The organism is Sulfurospirillum diekertiae (genome assembly GCF_002162315.1).
Classification (GTDB): domain Bacteria; phylum Campylobacterota; class Campylobacteria; order Campylobacterales; family Sulfurospirillaceae; genus Sulfurospirillum.
In genome coordinates, this window is record NZ_CP021416.1 from 2,093,632 (window position 1) to 2,109,880 (window position 16,249).

General features: G+C 38.9%; 12 protein-coding genes, 1 tRNA gene and 1 pseudogene. 8 read left to right on the forward strand and 6 right to left on the reverse strand.

Annotation, left to right across the window (positions count from 1 at the left end; genetic code table 11):
• Positions 1 to 36 precede the first annotated feature (36 nt).
• From Sdiek1_RS10660 to Sdiek1_RS10685, 6 genes are all read right to left on the reverse strand, one after another.
• Positions 37 to 1,230: an MFS transporter gene (locus Sdiek1_RS10660; RefSeq protein WP_238098940.1), complete on the reverse strand. Its 1,194-nt coding sequence runs from the start codon at positions 1,228 to 1,230 to the stop codon at positions 37 to 39.
• Positions 1,214 to 1,663, reverse strand: coding sequence for a phosphoribosyltransferase (locus Sdiek1_RS10665; RefSeq protein ID WP_087439100.1), 450 nt, complete (start codon positions 1,661 to 1,663; stop codon positions 1,214 to 1,216). The genes Sdiek1_RS10660 and Sdiek1_RS10665 overlap by 17 nt, the downstream gene beginning before the upstream one ends.
• Before the next feature lies 1 nt (position 1,664).
• Positions 1,665 to 2,954: an NCS2 family permease gene (locus tag Sdiek1_RS10670; RefSeq protein ID WP_087439886.1), complete on the reverse strand. Its 1,290-nt coding sequence runs from the start codon at positions 2,952 to 2,954 to the stop codon at positions 1,665 to 1,667.
• 26 nt (positions 2,955 to 2,980) lie between these two features.
• Positions 2,981 to 4,045, reverse strand: coding sequence for an aminofutalosine synthase MqnE (gene mqnE / locus Sdiek1_RS10675; RefSeq protein ID WP_087439101.1), 1,065 nt, complete (start codon positions 4,043 to 4,045; stop codon positions 2,981 to 2,983).
• A gap of 130 nt (positions 4,046 to 4,175) precedes the next feature.
• Positions 4,176 to 5,384: a tryptophan synthase subunit beta gene (gene trpB, locus Sdiek1_RS10680; protein WP_087439102.1), complete on the reverse strand. Its 1,209-nt coding sequence runs from the start codon at positions 5,382 to 5,384 to the stop codon at positions 4,176 to 4,178.
• Between the two features lie 92 nt (positions 5,385 to 5,476).
• Positions 5,477 to 5,552, reverse strand: a tRNA-Lys gene (locus Sdiek1_RS10685).
• Positions 5,553 to 5,712: 160 nt separating this feature from the next.
• On the opposite strand from Sdiek1_RS10685, the gene Sdiek1_RS10690 reads away from it, so the two are divergent.
• From Sdiek1_RS10690 to Sdiek1_RS10725, 8 genes and pseudogenes are all read left to right on the forward strand, one after another.
• Entirely contained in the window at positions 5,713 to 8,238 is a 2,526-nt protein-coding gene (locus Sdiek1_RS10690) for a [protein-PII] uridylyltransferase family protein (protein ID WP_087439103.1), read from the forward strand.
• A gap of 13 nt (positions 8,239 to 8,251) precedes the next feature.
• A pseudogene (glmS, locus tag Sdiek1_RS10695) lies at positions 8,252 to 10,064 on the forward strand (glutamine--fructose-6-phosphate transaminase (isomerizing)).
• A 23-nt stretch (positions 10,065 to 10,087) separates the two neighbouring features.
• Positions 10,088 to 11,917 carry a GGDEF domain-containing protein gene (locus Sdiek1_RS10700; RefSeq protein ID WP_087439104.1) on the forward strand — a complete coding sequence of 610 codons (1,830 nt, stop codon included), beginning with the start codon at positions 10,088 to 10,090 and terminating at the stop codon, positions 11,915 to 11,917.
• A gap of 8 nt (positions 11,918 to 11,925) precedes the next feature.
• Entirely contained in the window at positions 11,926 to 12,789 is an 864-nt protein-coding gene (locus Sdiek1_RS10705) for a radical SAM/SPASM domain-containing protein (RefSeq protein WP_087439105.1), read from the forward strand.
• 9 nt (positions 12,790 to 12,798) lie between these two features.
• On the forward strand, positions 12,799 to 13,170 hold the full coding sequence (locus Sdiek1_RS10710) for an HIT family protein (RefSeq protein ID WP_087439106.1): 372 nt from the start codon (positions 12,799 to 12,801) through the stop codon (positions 13,168 to 13,170).
• A 79-nt stretch (positions 13,171 to 13,249) separates the two neighbouring features.
• A complete protein-coding gene (locus Sdiek1_RS10715; RefSeq protein WP_238098942.1) occupies positions 13,250 to 14,539 on the forward strand; it encodes a M99 family carboxypeptidase catalytic domain-containing protein in 1,290 nt (429 codons plus the stop codon).
• 202 nt (positions 14,540 to 14,741) lie between these two features.
• Positions 14,742 to 15,971 (forward strand): EAL and HDOD domain-containing protein, encoded by a 1,230-nt coding sequence (locus Sdiek1_RS10720; RefSeq protein WP_087439107.1) that lies wholly within the window; start codon positions 14,742 to 14,744, stop codon positions 15,969 to 15,971.
• A 76-nt stretch (positions 15,972 to 16,047) separates the two neighbouring features.
• A complete protein-coding gene (locus tag Sdiek1_RS10725) occupies positions 16,048 to 16,248 on the forward strand; it encodes an Rdx family protein (protein WP_161492032.1) in 201 nt (66 codons plus the stop codon).
• Position 16,249 lies beyond the last annotated feature (1 nt).

Sequence of the window (16,249 nt, forward strand, 5' to 3'; positions counted from 1 at the left end):
CAATACAGCCCTTCTCATTCTTTACATGTAAAGATATTAGGAGCAAAGTATTCGTTGTAATTTTAAGCCAAAATAAAACGTAGATACAACAATTAACGACAAAAGAATTAAGAAAGCATCCCAGCCTAAATACTGATAAAAAACACCCGGAGCAAATGTTCCTACGGTTCCACCTGCATAATAAAAAGAGAGATACAATCCATTGGAAATGGCACGGTTTTCAAGCGCTAGTTTGCTAATAAGTCCTGAAGCTACAGAATGAATAATAAAAAAGCCTGCACAAAAGACAAACATACCGCCAAACATCACCATGTAGTTATTCACATGAAACACTTGTAATCCTACAAGGTAGGTAAAAATACCGATGATAATCGTCTTAGTCTCATTTCCAAAAAGACGGATCATCCATAAAACACGAATGGAGATAATAAAACCGATGATATACCCCGCATACATCATGCCTACTTTTCCATACCCAATCGTTGAACTGAGATTTTTAAGTTGAAAAGGCAAAAAATTAAGCAGTGCTTGAAAAACAAAGAAGATAAAAAACATCAGGGCATAAATGTTAAAAAACGTTTTGTTTTTCAATATATCCAATACTTGGGAACGTTTTGGTTTGACAAAATCCACTTTGAGTTCTTCGCTAAGAAAACTCAGGGCTCCAAACATCACAATTAACGCTACCCCTAAGAAAACAAAAAAGAGCCTCCAACCAAACAGATCACTGAGTATACCTGAAAGCAGTCGCCCTAAAAATCCCCCCAAAATCGTTGCACCAATGTAGTAGCCTATAGACTGTTGCACCTTCTCTTTGGGCGTAATAAAGCCAATATAACTCATTAAAGAGGTCAAGACGGCAGGAATCAAAATACCCTGTAAAGCACGAATAGCAAGCAATACAGAATACGTACTGCTCCATGAAAAACAAAGCTCTAAAATTCCTAACATTAAAACAGCATTTCTCAAAAAGAGTTTGGATGAAAACGTCTCCAAAATATAACCATAAAAAATAGGCGCAAAACCTAGTGGCAACATAATGACCGTGGTAAAGATGACCGCCTCAAAACGGCTTAAGTCAAACTCTTTTTCAAAAAGCGGTTGGATGGGCTGAACAGCGTAGAGGGTACAAAGGGTAAAGATCGTACAAAGATAAATGATAAGGAGTTGGTGGTGAATAAGAAAATAAGAAAGGGAGCCTTTGCCCCCTTCTCTATTTATAATTGTCAATTTCAAAATCCCAGAAAAACTTAATCCACTCGGTTGTTTCACGAGCAGTAAAATCGGGACGAAGCAACGCTTTTTCTTTGTAAAATACCGAAGCAATTTTAAAATCAATTTCAGGGTATTGTGCCCTCAAAACACGCTCTATCTCGATCATCGTCTCACCACTGTCAATGATATCATCAACAATAATAACACGTTTGGCTCTGCTTAAATCAGGGATATTAAAGATGTTGATGGTATCTAGCTTCCTCGTCTCTTCATAATGCACCGAATTGATGGAGTAAAGGTCGCGCATCTCCAACGCTACTGCTAAAAAATGACCTAAGGTCATACCACCACGAGCCACCGCCAAAATAACATCAGGCGCATAAGGCTTGATCTCTTTTGCAAGGGTGTTCACATCTTCTTTAAACTCTTCATAACTGTAGTAACGCAAATTAATGTCCTTCCTGTACGATAAATACGGTTAAACTGACAAACGTCAGAAACAAAATTCCAAAGTTAATATCTTTAAACTCTTTTTTGATCAATTTGATGAGTACATATGAAATCAAACCAAATGCCAAACCGTTGGTAATTGAAAAGGTTAAAGGCATCATAATGACAATCAAGAAAGTCGAAACTGCAATGGCGGTATCTTTAAAATTAATGTGGGAAAGCTCGCCAAACATCAAAACACCGACCATGACCAAAACAGGATAGATCGCGTTTTCAGGAATAGCTTTAAACAAAGGCATCATAAACAATGTCAATACAAAACAAAGTCCCGTCACCACTGCCGTTAATCCTGTTCGTCCCCCCTCTTCAACACCTGCCGCACTTTCAACAAATGCCGTTGTCGTTGAAACACCTACCACCGCACACACGGTACTTGCAAGGGCATCTACTTCTAATGTTTTTTGAAGCTCTTTTCCATCATCTTTAAAAAGCCCTGCACGGAACCCAACGCCTGCAAGCGTTCCTAAGGAGTCAAACAAATCGGTAATCAAAAAAGTAATAACTACAGGGAACAAAGAAAAGGTCAATGCACTTTTAACATCAAGTTCAAAGGCAATAGGACTCACTGAAGCAGGTAGTGAGAAAAATTCTGTTGGGTAAGGAGCGATGCCTAAGACCCATGCCACAATGGCCGTTGCGACAACAGCTAAGATAAATGCGCCTTTGAGTTTCCATGAGTAGAATGCAAACACTAAAACAAGGCCTAAAACACCCAGCAATACACTTGGGTTTTTAAAATTGCCTACGCCCACTAAAACCGCAGGATTGGCAATGACCATCCCCATACTTTTAAGCCCAATAAAGGCAATAAATGAGCCAATACCCGCACTAATCGCACGTCTAAGATCGTGTGGCACACTCTTCATAATCCACACCCGAAGCGGGGTTAAAGAGAGAACGAGGAACAAAAGACCTGAAAGAAATACAACACCAAGAGCGGTTTGCCAAGGCACTTTCATACCTAAAACCAAACCAAACGTAAAATAAGCATTAAGTCCCATACCAACGCTCATGGCAATAGGCGTATTTGCCCAAAGACCATTAAGAATGGATGAAAAAATCGTGATCAAAGCCGTTGCGGTGATCAACGCTTCCATTGGCATACCTGTTTTACTCATAATAATAGCATTGACAGGTACGATGTACATCATGGTCAAAAACGTCGTAAACCCAGCCGTAAACTCGGTTTTAACCGTTGTACCATTTTTTTCCAGTTTGAAAAAGTCCACCAAAGTAGATCCTTTAAATTAAGATATTAATACGTCTTGAGTTCGTTATAGAGACTATCGCGTTCCACGGCAGTAAAACCGCTCGTTTCGATCAACTCTAAAATACTTTGCATTCCAAGGCCTTTGGCACTGTTAGCACCTGCGGCAGATTGGATAGATTCCACTTCAATCGTACCATCCAGATCATCCGCGCCATATTCCATGGCAACAAGAGCGAGATTGATCGTTGAAGTTGCCCAGTAGGCTTTGATGTGGTTGATATTATCAAGCATCAAACGGCTGATGGCAAAGGTTTTAAGAATTTCGGTAGAGCTTAAAAAATCGTCTACATGTAAATAGTTATTGTCACGTTGATAGACAAGAGGAATAAATGCATTAAAGCCATGAGTGCGATCTTGTAGGTCACGAAGACGAAGCATATGATCGATGCGGTGTTCGCGTTTTTCCACATGCCCGAAAAGCATCGTGGCATTGGACTCATGCCCTTTTTTGTGCCAAAGTTCATGAATATGCAACCACTCCGTTGAGCTGACTTTTCCTTTGCAGATGTACTCACGCACACCCTCATCAAAAATTTCAGCACCACCACCGGGCATCGAATCCACACCATGCGCAATCATCTTGTCAATGACTTCTTCGAAACTGAGATGATATTCTGTTGCCAAAAAATTGATCTCAGCTGCTGTCAAAGCCTTTACATGTAAATGAGGGAAACGCTCTTTGATTTTAGAAAAAATCTCCAAATACCACTCAAGTCCCGTGGCAGGATTGTGCGCAGAGACCACGTGCACTTCGGTAATGTGGTTGTCTTTCACGGAGTGATCTAAAATCTTTAAAATCTCTTCGTGGGTCATCGTGTAGGGGTTGGGATTTTTACGGTTGGCAGAAAAAGCGCAAAATTTGCAGATGTCTTTGCAGATATTGGTGGGATTAATATGTCGGTTGACATTGAAAAAAACTTTGTTTCCATGAAGATTTTTGCGTCTTTGGTTAGCATATTTACCTAACGTAAAGAGGTCAAGATCGTAGAGCGCTATACCATCTTCAAGGCTTAAGCGTTCGTTATTTTCGAGTTTTTCGATAAGCGTCATAGGTTACTTTCATCATTTGAAATAAAGATGGATTTTAGCAACTTTTTTTGTAAAGAGAGGTTAAAAATTTCAAAGTACAAAAGAAGGGAAGAAAAGTACCATAAGGAGACTCTCTTCTTCCCTCTTAAGCTTATAAATAATCTTCAGGCTTATAATTCTCCACGACAAAATCAATATCTTTATCGCCTCGTCCGCTCAAATTAACCAAGATGGACTCATAGGGTTTTTCTTTCGCCAACTTCATTGCAAATGCCACCGCATGCGCACTTTCAAGTGCAGGGATAATGCCTTCGTAATGAGATAGATCATAAAAAGCTTGAATGGTTTCTGCATCATTGGCGATGCCGACTTTTGTGCGAGAAATAGAGTTTAAGTAAGCATGCTCTGGACCGACAGAGGGGTAGTCAAGTCCACTCGCTACTGAATGAACCGCGGCGGGTTCGCCCTCTTCATTTTTAAGCATAATGGAGTTAAAACCATGCAGTATGCCTTCGCTTCCATACGTCAAACTTGCGGCATGTTCGCCCAGTTTTGTCCCTTTGCCGCCTGGTTCAACACCGTACATTTCACACGGGTCTTCAATGAATGCGGAAAAAAGTCCCATGGCATTACTGCCACCACCAACACACGCGACTAAATTATCAGGCAAATTGCCTGTCATCTCTAAAAATTGCTCTCTGGCTTCGATGCCAACGACACTTTGAAAGTCACGTACCATCATCGGAAATGGATGAGGGCCTACAACAGAGCCGATGCAGTAGATGCTGTTTTCGGGGTCTTTTAAGTAAGCAACAAACGCTGAATCGACCGCTTCTTTGAGTGTTTTAGCCCCAAAACTCACGGGTACAACTTTTGCTCCAAGAACACGCATACGTACGACGTTGGGGTGTTCTTTGGCAATATCCACTTCACCCATATGAATCTCACACTCAAGTCCAAAATAGGCTGCTGCTGTGGCGAGTGCTACACCGTGTTGCCCTGCTCCAGTTTCAGCGATGAGTTTTTTCTTGCCTAAATACTTAGCCAAAAGTGCTTCACCCATGCAGTGGTTGAGTTTGTGTGCTCCTGTGTGGTTTAAGTCTTCGCGTTTAAGGTAAATGCGTGCGCCGCCAACATATTCACTGAGGCGTTTGGCGTAATACACAGGGGTTGGTCGACCTTGATAATGTTTGCGAATATCGCGAAGCTCGCGGATAAAATCATGCGAATTACCAATGGTTAAGTACGCTTCTTCAATCTTCTTAAATTGCGCTTCGAGTTCAGGTGGTAAATAGGCTCCACCAAATTTTCCAAAATAGCCTTTTGCATCAGGGAAAGCTCTTAAATACGGCTTTTGCATCAAATATATCCTTTACATGTAAAGTTTGAGAGTCTCTAATTTGAGAGTATTATAGCTTAGATTTCATAAGGTTAAATGGGGGGAGAATAGAATGGTGGTCCGTGTAGGCTTCGAACCTACGACCCCATCATTAAGAGTGATATGCTCTACCAACTGAGCTAACGGACCATGTTGCAAGATTGAAATTCTACTCCTCTCTTGATAAAACGAATGTTAATGTGTAAATTTTCTTTCCTAGCGCAATTTTGTCACGATTTTATTACATATTTTGCTAGAAGCAAGCTCTTTTTTTTGTATCATATCCCATACGTTTTTTGAGGAATAATGCATGGAAATCGAAGAGATTATTGAAGACCTAATTGACAAAAATGCGGATGATTTTGAAATATCAAAGCTCATTAAAGAACATATTAAAAGTTATCTTGGCTCCTTGAATGAAATTTTTGTTGAAAACCAAGGTAAAGATTTCTTAGTCAAACACGCCAAACAGATTGATCAATTTATCATTCTCATTTACAAATATACCTTACGCAAATATTTTGGTAACTACATGCCCTTTGTCAACTCTATTCCTGTCGTGCTGGTTGGCATGGGAAGTTATGGAAGAGAAGAGCTTTGCGTCTATTCAGATACGGACTTGATGGTAGTGTATAAAGCGCTTCCAGGCTATAACATAGAGCCTATGATCCAGTCGATGCTTTACCTTGCATGGGATGCAGGCATAAAACTCGGACATCGTACGCATAAACTTGAAGAGCTTGTTCCTTCCAGCAACCAAGATCTCACCATCAAAACAGCGATGCTAGAATCTCGCTTTTTATGCGGCTCTAAGCTTTTATGGATGGAAACCGAACGTGAGCTCTTAAAAATTCAACGTTGGCAAAAAAAAGAGGTGATACAACAAATCGTTGAAGCCAATGAGGAGAGACGCGCCAAACACCCGATGAGCATGGAACCTAATATCAAAGAAGGTGTGGGAGGACTTAGGGATGCCAATACCCTTTCATGGATCTGCAAAATTCTCTTTGGAAATATGCGTATACGCGATCGTGTACCTGAAATTATTGATGAAGAGGAGTATCGAGAGTTTCGAAGTTCATTGGAATTTCTATTTCGTGTACGTTCCGCTCTTCATCTGAGTGCAAAGAAAAAACAAGATGTACTCAACCTTGAATTCATCCCCGATGTGGCTGAAAAACTAGGTTTTGAAAATAAAATCTTAAAAAATGCCCAAATGCAACTTGCCTCCAAAACGATGTCGGCAATGCACACGATTGACGTTACATGTAAAATCTTTATGCGTAAGCTTACCTCTTCTATCCTCTCGCAACCAACGCGTTTGAGTGCCCTCAAACGTGGTCGTGTCGAAAAAGGGCTTTATGTGGTCGATCATTGTGTTTTTGCCTCTTTTAAAAAACCTAGCCCAAGCTTGAGTGTCGTTTTAGCGCAACTGCAACAGTTTGATGACCCAAAACTCAGCTTCGACATTAGCTATGTACATTACATCAAAAACGCTCATTTTGCACCCCATAACTCCAAAAAAATTTACAAACAGTTCAGGGCACTTTTATTTCAACAAAATCTTTACACTCTTTATAGCCTCCTGTATGAAGCCTCACTTTTGCAACAGCTCATTAAACCTGTGCGCCAAATCCTAAATCTTGCCCAATTTGATGGCTACCATAAGTTACCAGTGGATATTCACTCTTTGCACACACTCTATCACTTAGAAAATATCAAAGAACCGTTCATCAAGTCCCTCTTTGACGATCTCTGTCCTGAAGGAAAAGCACTCATCAAACTGGTTGCATTTTTACATGATATAGGCAAAGGAAGAAAAGGCGATCACAGTGAACTGGGTGCAAAAATTTTTAGAGCTTACGCGATGAAACTAGAGTTTTCAGAACAAGCAATCGAAACAGGAATTACGCTTATTAAAAACCATACTTTAATGAGCAATACGGCCAATCGGGAAGATATTTACGATGAAAGAGTCGTCCTTGCCTTTATTTCCAAGCTTCAAAATCCTCAAATCCTCAAACTGCTGTATATTCTCACCTATGCGGACACGAATGCGGTCAATGACAACATTTACACCGGTTTTGTTGCCAAATTACTGCGCGAATTTTACAACTACAGCCTCGATATGTTCGATAAAGAGGAACTCATCGACGAGACAACCAAACGCTTGCGTAAAGAAAATAGCCTTAAAAAGAGTCCTGAATTTTTAGAGCTATCCAAAGCATTACAGAAAAAGACACTCTCGGTACAATCTAATTTCTTTTTCTTGAAGCTTAAACCAAGTGCCATTGTCCAGATTGTCAAAGAGGCTGACGAGACACCTATTGACTCTTACTGTTATAAAATTAACAACGATTCACATCTCAGCATCACAGTTATCCGAGGTAAAAGCTTTAACATCGGTTACCTTTTAGGAAAACTCTCCTATCTTGATCTGGTTCAGATGGATATTTACAAGCTCTTTGATGGTAAAAAATACTTTCAAATCGACTTTAATGAGAAAGTCACAGAGAATGACATTGAGCTTATTTGTGAACTCATCGATAACTCGTTTGATATGGGCAAAAAAGTTACATTGAAAAAACCAATTATCCTGAAAAATGAGATTAGTATTGACTGTGAACACTCCAAATCCTATGCACTCATGCACGTCAATACTAAGAACCAACACGGCCTTATGGCATATTTGATGAGTGTGTTTGATGAGCATGGAATTGATATTGCAATGGCAAAGATTCAGACCATTAAGAATAGGACGCGAAACCTACTTTTAATAGAAAAGACAGCGCGCTTATGCAACAATGGACAAAATATACTAGATTATTTTTATTAAAAAGGTACCGTTTATGTGTGGAATTGTTGGCTATATTGGAACAAAAGAAAAACGCAATTTTTTTGCTAGGTGGACTCAAAGAACTTGAATACAGAGGTTATGATTCAGCAGGAATTGCCGTCCTTAAAGAGGGTGAAATTACCGCGTTTAAAGCCACAGGAAAACTCACTAATCTTGCTCGTAAAGTGGAAAACTTTCACTCAGAAGGATTTGGTGTCGGCATCGGACATACGAGATGGGCAACTCATGGTAAGCCAACCGAAGCCAATGCTCACCCGCACTGGGGAGAATTTTCGTACATCATTCACAACGGTATCATCGAAAACTACAAAGAGATCAAAGACGAGCTTTTAAAAGATGGTGTGAAATTTTTAAGCCAAACCGATACGGAAGTGGCGGTTCACTTGTTTGAAAAGAACGTCAGAGAACTAAAAGATTGCTTTAAAGCTTTTGAAAAGACAATTGCTTCATTGCAAGGAGCCTATGCCATCTTATTGATTAGTAAAAAAGCTCCTGATGTTATCTTCTTTGCCAAAAATGCAGTCCCTTTATTGCTCGGCAAAAGTGCAAGTGGGGAAGTCTATTTTAGCTCTTCAGACGCACCTCTTATCGGACTTGTCCAAGAAGTCGTTTACCTTGAAGATGGTGAATATGGTTGGGCAAAAAATCAAGAAATTACCCTTTTAAACAACCATGTGCCACAACATCTTGACTTTAAAACACTGACTCACGATAAACTCTCAGCCCAAAAAGATGGATACCGTTACTTTATGGAAAAAGAGATTTATGAACAATCTTTAGTGGTCGGTGAAACATTGATGGGTCGCATCAAAGACAATTCGATTATCTTGGATGAACTCTCAAGTCTTGATCTTGCACATATTGATGCCATTAAAATCTGCGCTTGTGGCACCAGTTATCACGCGGCTTTAAGTGCTTGTTATATGTTTGAACGTTTGGCAAAAATTCGCTGTAATGTGGAAATTGCCAGTGAATTTCGCTACAAAGAGCCTCTTTTAGATACAAAAACACTCTTTATTGTTATCTCACAAAGTGGTGAAACAGCAGACACCTTAGAAGCACTCAAGATGGCAAAACAGAGTGGTATGCGAACACTGGCCATCTGTAATGTCGATAACTCTTCGATTGTGCGAACTGCCGATATGACTATTCTCACCCGAGCAGGCATCGAAAAAGGTGTTGCGAGCACGAAAGCATTTGCAACACAGGTCATTACGCTTTGGCTTTTGACCCTTTATGTGGGTGAACACAAAAAAAGTATGGATGCCCTAACATTACAAAGCGAAATTGCAGCCTTACTTCGTGTTCCACTCATTCTCAAAGTCAGCGAAACAACCCATGAAAAAATTCGACGTCTCTCAAAACGTTATTTACACGGGCATGGATTTTTCTTCATTGGTCGCGATATTTTCTATCCACTCGCACTTGAGGGCGCACTGAAACTCAAAGAAATCAGCTACCTTCATGCTGAAGGTTACCCAGCAGGAGAGATGAAACACGGTCCTATTGCACTTGCCGATAGTGAGCTTTTCACCATTGCGCTCATGCCCAAAAACCTCTTATACGATAAAATGAAAAGTAATGTTGAAGAGTTGAGTGCACGTGATTCTACACTGTTGGTTATCAGCCCAGAGCCATTTGAATTAGCCGATGATTTTATTAAGACAAAACCTCACACGCATATGATGGGTGAATTTTTTGAGATGATGCTCATTACCCAGCTCCTTGCTTTAGAGATTTCGATTCGCCTTGGAAACGATGTGGATATGCCTCGCAATCTTGCAAAAAGTGTTACAGTAGAATAATGAATGACAGGTAAGGAAGGGTGATGCAAAAAAAGCTTTCTTTGATTATTGTTGGAACGATTTTTATCTCTTTTATGCTGTTGATGGTTATATCAGCACTTTCTATCCGTAATTTAGGGATCAAAAATGCTGAAGAAAAAGCACAGATTATTGCTAATTTAGTGCAAGATGGTTTGAGTGCCCATATGCTCAGTGGCACAATGGCTCAAAGAGAATTTTTTCTCAAAAAAATTAGTACGGCAAAAGGTGTCGATGCTCTCTGGGTCGTGCGCAGTAACTCTGTCATCAATCAGTTTGGCAAAGGATTTAGCAACGAAGTAGCACGCGATAGTATTGATGAAGAAGCCTTAAACAGCGCTACTGTGCATAAACAAATTATCGAAGACTCCGGCACTGTCAAATTACGCGTTACAACGCCTTATATCGCAACCGAGCATGGTACGCCCAACTGTATGCAATGCCACCAAACCAAAGAAGGGGAAGTGCTAGGTTCTATTAGTATCGTCTTTGATATTACCGAAGCACGTACTAATGGTATTTTGAATGCTTTGATGATTTTAGGCTTTTCGATTGTAATCATGCTGTTGGTCTTTATGATTATCAATAGGTCTATGCGCCCTTTAATGGAAATTTTTCATTCCATTACGTTTGTTATGAACAAAGCACAAGAGGGTGAATATGTCAGACGTGTACGCTGTTCAAGTCAAGAAAAAGAGTACCAAAATGTAAAATTTGGTATCAACTCTTTATTGGATAAACTTGAAGGGACACTGACGGATATTGAGATGACGGTCAAGAAATTTTTGGCGCTCTCGCCTAATCACCAACCTGATCTTTTGTTAGAGACACAAAGCATTGTCCATGAACTCTCAGATATCTATCAATTTAAACGTACGATCGAATTTGATGAAGACAAAGAACAAGTCTATCATCGTATCGGTTCTATTTTACAACACGATATAGGACTGAAAGATTTTGTACTCATCGAATCAGGGAAAAATGACATTCACCCCAATATTGTCTTTGATGCTTCTTCTCAAAAACGCTCGATTAATTTAAATTGTCGCGCATTGCGCACCAAACAGACCGTTACATCCGATCAATTTCGTGATATCTGTGGATTGTGCAATACCTCTGCATCCCACTTGTGTATTCCTTATTTGATTAGCAGCGATTTAGAGTTACTTTTAAGTATCTGGGAAAGAACGCCTGAAGAGTTGACCCACACTAAAACACTGCTTCCAAAAATTCAAAATTACATCGATGCAGCACGCCCAGAACTGGTCAGTAAGAACTTGACAGAAATTTTAAAAGTCTCTTCAACTACCGATGCACTCACAGAGCTTTATAACCGTAAATACCTTGATGAATACATCGAAAAAGCTCTTTCCCAAGCGAAACGAAATGGCATTATCTATGGTATTCTCATGATCGACATTGACTGGTTTAAGATGGTCAATGATACCTATGGACATGATATTGGAGATCGCGCTATAAAAGCCCTTTCGCAAGCACTTAAAGCTAATATTCGTGAATCCGACACGGCTTTTCGCTTTGGTGGTGAAGAATTTTTGGTTTTACTGTATGAATGTGAAGATGCGATGGTCATGCAAATTGCAGAAAAGATACGCCTTGCCTTTGAAAAAATGCCAATTCAGTCCAATACGAGTGCTACATTTTACAAAACACTGAGTGTAGGGGCATCTATCTTTCCTAAAGATTCAGATTCCCTCTTGAAATGTATTAAATTTGCAGATATTGCGCTTTACAATGCAAAAGATAGTGGTCGCAATTGCTGTAAACGTTTTGATCCAAGTATGATTGAAACCAAAGAACTTAGAAACGACTTTTAAAGGCACTTATGAAATTTTATCGTGTCTATGTGGAGCTCACCAATATCTGTGGGCTCGCATGCAGTTTTTGCCCTCCTAAAACACTCTCAACACACAGCATGTCGCTTCCTTTTTTTGAACAGGTGTTGGATGAATTAAAACCTTACACCAAAGAGATAGCCTACCACATGGGTGGTGATGCACTCACACTTTCCAATTTAGAAGCCTATTTGGATATTACATGTAAAAAGAATTTTAAAGTCATGCTGACAACCAGTGGCTATTATTTGAGTAAGCACAATCTTCAAACACTTTTACATCCTGCTATCAAACAGATCAATATCTCGCTCAACAGCTACAATAAAAACAGTATGCCGCTCTCTTTTGAAGCCTACATGGAACCTATCATCAAACTCTGTGCACTTAAATCAGAACATAATCGAGACCTTTTCATCAATCTGCGTTTATGGAATATGGACAAGACGCATAGTGAAGAAACATTTAATGAAAAACTCTTTGCCTATCTCGGAAAAGTCTTTCACACACCTTTACATGTAAAAACACTTTATGAGCAAAAACCTCGTTCCATACGCTTAAGTGAAAAAATACGCCTTCACTTTGACGACTATTTTGAATGGCCTAGCCTTCAGTCCAACCACCAGAGTGATGGACCCTGCCAAGGGCTTCGTTCCCATTTTGGAATTCTCAGCAATGGAACAGTCGTACCGTGTTGTTTGGATAAAGAGGGAGTGATGGCGCTTGGAGATTTACATGTAAACTCACTGAGTGACATTCTCAATACTCCAAGGACCAAAGCCATTATTGAAGGGTTTAAACACGACAGAGCCGTAGAAAGTTTATGTCAAAAATGCACCTATAAAAAACCGTTTTAAGGAAAACTAATGTCACAAAAACTTTACGAAAATGACTATTTTTATATTGAAAAAGAGAATGCCCTTATTCCTTGGGTTAAAATCTTTACACAAAAACCATACAAAGAGCTGAGTGATTGCGATTCTGTAACACAAGAAGTTCTCTTAAAGGCAATGCTCGTTGTGGAAGAGACCATGCGTTTTTATTACAATCCCAAAAAAATAAATATTGCGATGTTTGGTAACTATATTCCCCATCTCCATATACACGTTATGGCGCGTTTTGAGGAAGATTCGCACTTTCCTGAATCCATGTGGGGCATCAAACAACGTGAATCCAATCTTCATCTACCAAGTTTTGATAATTTTGTTACTATTTTGCACGATAAATTACGCAGTTGACCCCATTTTTGGGCATAGTTTAATCTCTCTTTTGGTAATCTTTAGGATAAATTTAGAAAATAATCATTAAAGATAACGAATGAAAAAAGTGGTTCTCAGTCTCTGTTTTTTACTCTCAACGTATGCGCTTAGCGCTAATTTACACTACTCTCTGATTAAAAAGGAGAGTGGCAAAGAAGGAAGCACCCTTCTCATTGTAGGCGGGATTCATGGCGATGAACCTGGAGGCTATTTTGCCCCGATGCTTCTGTCCAGATATTATAAAATAGAAAGCGGCACTCTTTGGATCGTTCCAAACCTTAACTTTGACAGTATTGTCAAAAACTCTCGTGGCATCAACGGTGATATGAACCGTAAATTTGCCAAAATAGAAACCAAAGACAAAGATTTTGACATAGTTACCGAGATCAAAAAGCTTATTTTAAATCCTAAAGTGGATCTTACATTAAACCTTCACGATGGCCAAGGTTTTTATCGAGAGAAGAATATCGACAAAAACTTTAACCAAAAAGCATGGGGACAAGCAACGATCATTGATCAACAACAAATCCCAAATGCCAAGTATGGAAATCTTGCAGATATCGCAACCAAAGTGAACCAAGAGACGAACGTTGGACTCATTGAAGATGTGCATGAATTTAATGTCAAGAATACCAATACCAAAACACAAGATAAGGCGATGCAACAAAGCTTGACTTATTTCTCTATCACCAATAATAAACCAGCTTTTGCAATTGAAACCAGTAAAAATATTACGAATCTATCACAAAAAAGTTTTTTTATCAACTCAAGACCATTGAAAAAATTTATGAATGTCATGAATATCAAATATTCACGCTCATTTGATCTGACAGAAGAGAATATCAAAAAACTTCTTCATGATGATGGTATCATAGAAATTCCTCCGACCAAAATCATGTTGGATCTCTCCACGCTCAAACCTTATATCAAATTTTTTCCTATGAATAAAGACAAACTTGTCTATACAAGTAATAACCCATTAATTGCGGTTACTAAAGAAAAAGATGAATATAAAATCATGAATGGGAATACCTTGGTATCAACACTTAAACCCGATTTTATTGAATTTGAGCACTCTTTAAATGATGTGAGTTTGATCATTGATGGCAAAAAAACAACGGTTAAAATCGGCTCTTTGATCAGTGCTAAAAACAGTTTTCAGGTTGACCCCATTAACGGATACCGTATTAACATCATCGGTTTTTCAAAACCAGGTGTTGTGAGTGAAGGTGGTATTAAGGTTGAACCAAAAGATTTTATAAAAACGTATGCGATTGATAAAGATGAAACCACATACATGGTACACTATTACAAAGATAAAAAAGTTTTGCGGTATGGTAAATATTAAGTTTGAAGATGAGAAAAAAAGTAAAAAAATAGATTTTCCCTTCAATACAAAATCTTCCATCTTATATGATCAAGCCTTTGGGACACTATTGAAGAAAAATAAGTCATCGTTTTACACTATGGGCGTGGACACGTTGATATGATCACGTGTTATTCAAAAATGAGTTCATCAAAGAATTTTCTTAAAGATTAAGGAGCATTGTGTGAGCACTTACGTGGGTAGACAACCTATTTTTGACAAAGAAGGTGTGTGCTTTGGGTATGAGCTCTTGTACCGTTCATGTGATCAGAACAATATAGCGACATTTCAAGATAGCGCTAAAGCAACGGCACGGGTAATGGTCAATATGGTTCACAATATTGGTCTTGCGCCTATTATTGGACAAAAAGTAGGCTACATCAATGTTGATGAGACGATGCTCTTTAGTGATGCTATTTTACTTCTCCCTAAAGAACATTTCGGCTTCGAGATTCTAGAACATACAAAAATCTCTCCAGCACTATTTGAACGGGTGAAGCATTTACATAGCCTCGGGTATCGTTTTTCACTAGATGATTTTGATTGTAGCGATGGCATGATCAACGCTTATAAACCACTTTTCCCTTATATTGAAATCATCAAAGTTGATATCCAAGCGATCGGTATTCCCAATCTTAAAGCCTCGATTGATAAACTTGAAACACCCATTCCTCTCCTTGCAGAAAAAATAGAAACTCATGAAGAATATGAAGCGTGCCTCAAGCTTAACTTTCATTTGTTTCAAGGATATTTTTTTGAAAAACCTGTTATTTTAAGTGGCAAACAAATTGAGCCACTTACCGCCAATGCCCTAAGATTGATGAACTGTATTCAAGGCAATAATGATGTTGCTTACATCACAGAAAAGTTTGAAACATGTCCTGATCTTGTATATAATCTTTTACGGCATGTCAATTCGGGTGCTTATCATTTCAAAAACAAAATTACGTCTATCAAACAGATGATTTTATTGTTAGGGCCTCAAAAAATCCTATCATGGTTAGGGCTTTTTTTATACGGTGCACCTCAAAATCATCCTTTTGGAATAGAAATTTTTAACAATGCAAAATTTAGAGCTAAAGTGATGGAAGAACTTGCTCTTACCTGCAAGAAAGCCGAACTTGCGAACAAAGCTTTTTTAACAGGAAGTCTCTCATTGATCGATACGTATTTGAATATTTCCATGCTAGAATTTCTCAACCACGTCAATCTGGATGATGAAATTAAAACAGCCCTTCTCTTTCATGAAGGATTTTTAGGTGAATTACTTTTTATCGCAACGGAGATGAACCATTCAAGTGATACGGATGCTACGATTGAAGCACTCAAACATTACCCTTGTTTTAATACAGATCAATTGTATCAGGCTTGCACCAATGCGACTCTTTTTGTCGAAAATACAGAACACGAATAAAAATATAAGGAATGAGACCATGAATATTGTCATATGCTACTGTACACGCTGAGGATACATGCCAAAAGCTTTCCGTGTGAAAGATGAAATAAAAAGTGCTTATAAAGACGCCAATATAACCCTTACACCAAAAACAGGTGGTTTTTTTGATGTGATCGTTGATGACATCATGATTTTTCAAAGACAGAAAAAATTGGCACGCCCATTGAGCGCTTTCCAGAAGTGGGAGAGCTTGTTTCACTGCTTCAACAAGCAGGTTATTAGCCTTTACATGTAAA

Excerpts from the sequence above, each read along its gene's own strand:
- Sdiek1_RS10710 (WP_087439106.1), top strand. The coding sequence starts at position 12,799 with ATGTCACAAAAACTTTACGAAAATGACTATTTTTATATTGAAAAAGAG.
- Sdiek1_RS10690 (WP_087439103.1), top strand. The coding sequence starts at position 5,713 with ATGGAAATCGAAGAGATTATTGAAGACCTAATTGACAAAAATGCGGAT.
- Sdiek1_RS10715 (WP_238098942.1), top strand. The coding sequence starts at position 13,250 with ATGAAAAAAGTGGTTCTCAGTCTCTGTTTTTTACTCTCAACGTATGCG.
- Sdiek1_RS10705 (WP_087439105.1), top strand. The coding sequence starts at position 11,926 with ATGAAATTTTATCGTGTCTATGTGGAGCTCACCAATATCTGTGGGCTC.
- trpB (WP_087439102.1), bottom strand. The coding sequence starts at position 5,384 with ATGCAAAAGCCGTATTTAAGAGCTTTCCCTGATGCAAAAGGCTATTTT.
- Sdiek1_RS10700 (WP_087439104.1), top strand. The coding sequence starts at position 10,088 with ATGCAAAAAAAGCTTTCTTTGATTATTGTTGGAACGATTTTTATCTCT.
- mqnE (WP_087439101.1), bottom strand. The coding sequence starts at position 4,045 with ATGACGCTTATCGAAAAACTCGAAAATAACGAACGCTTAAGCCTTGAA.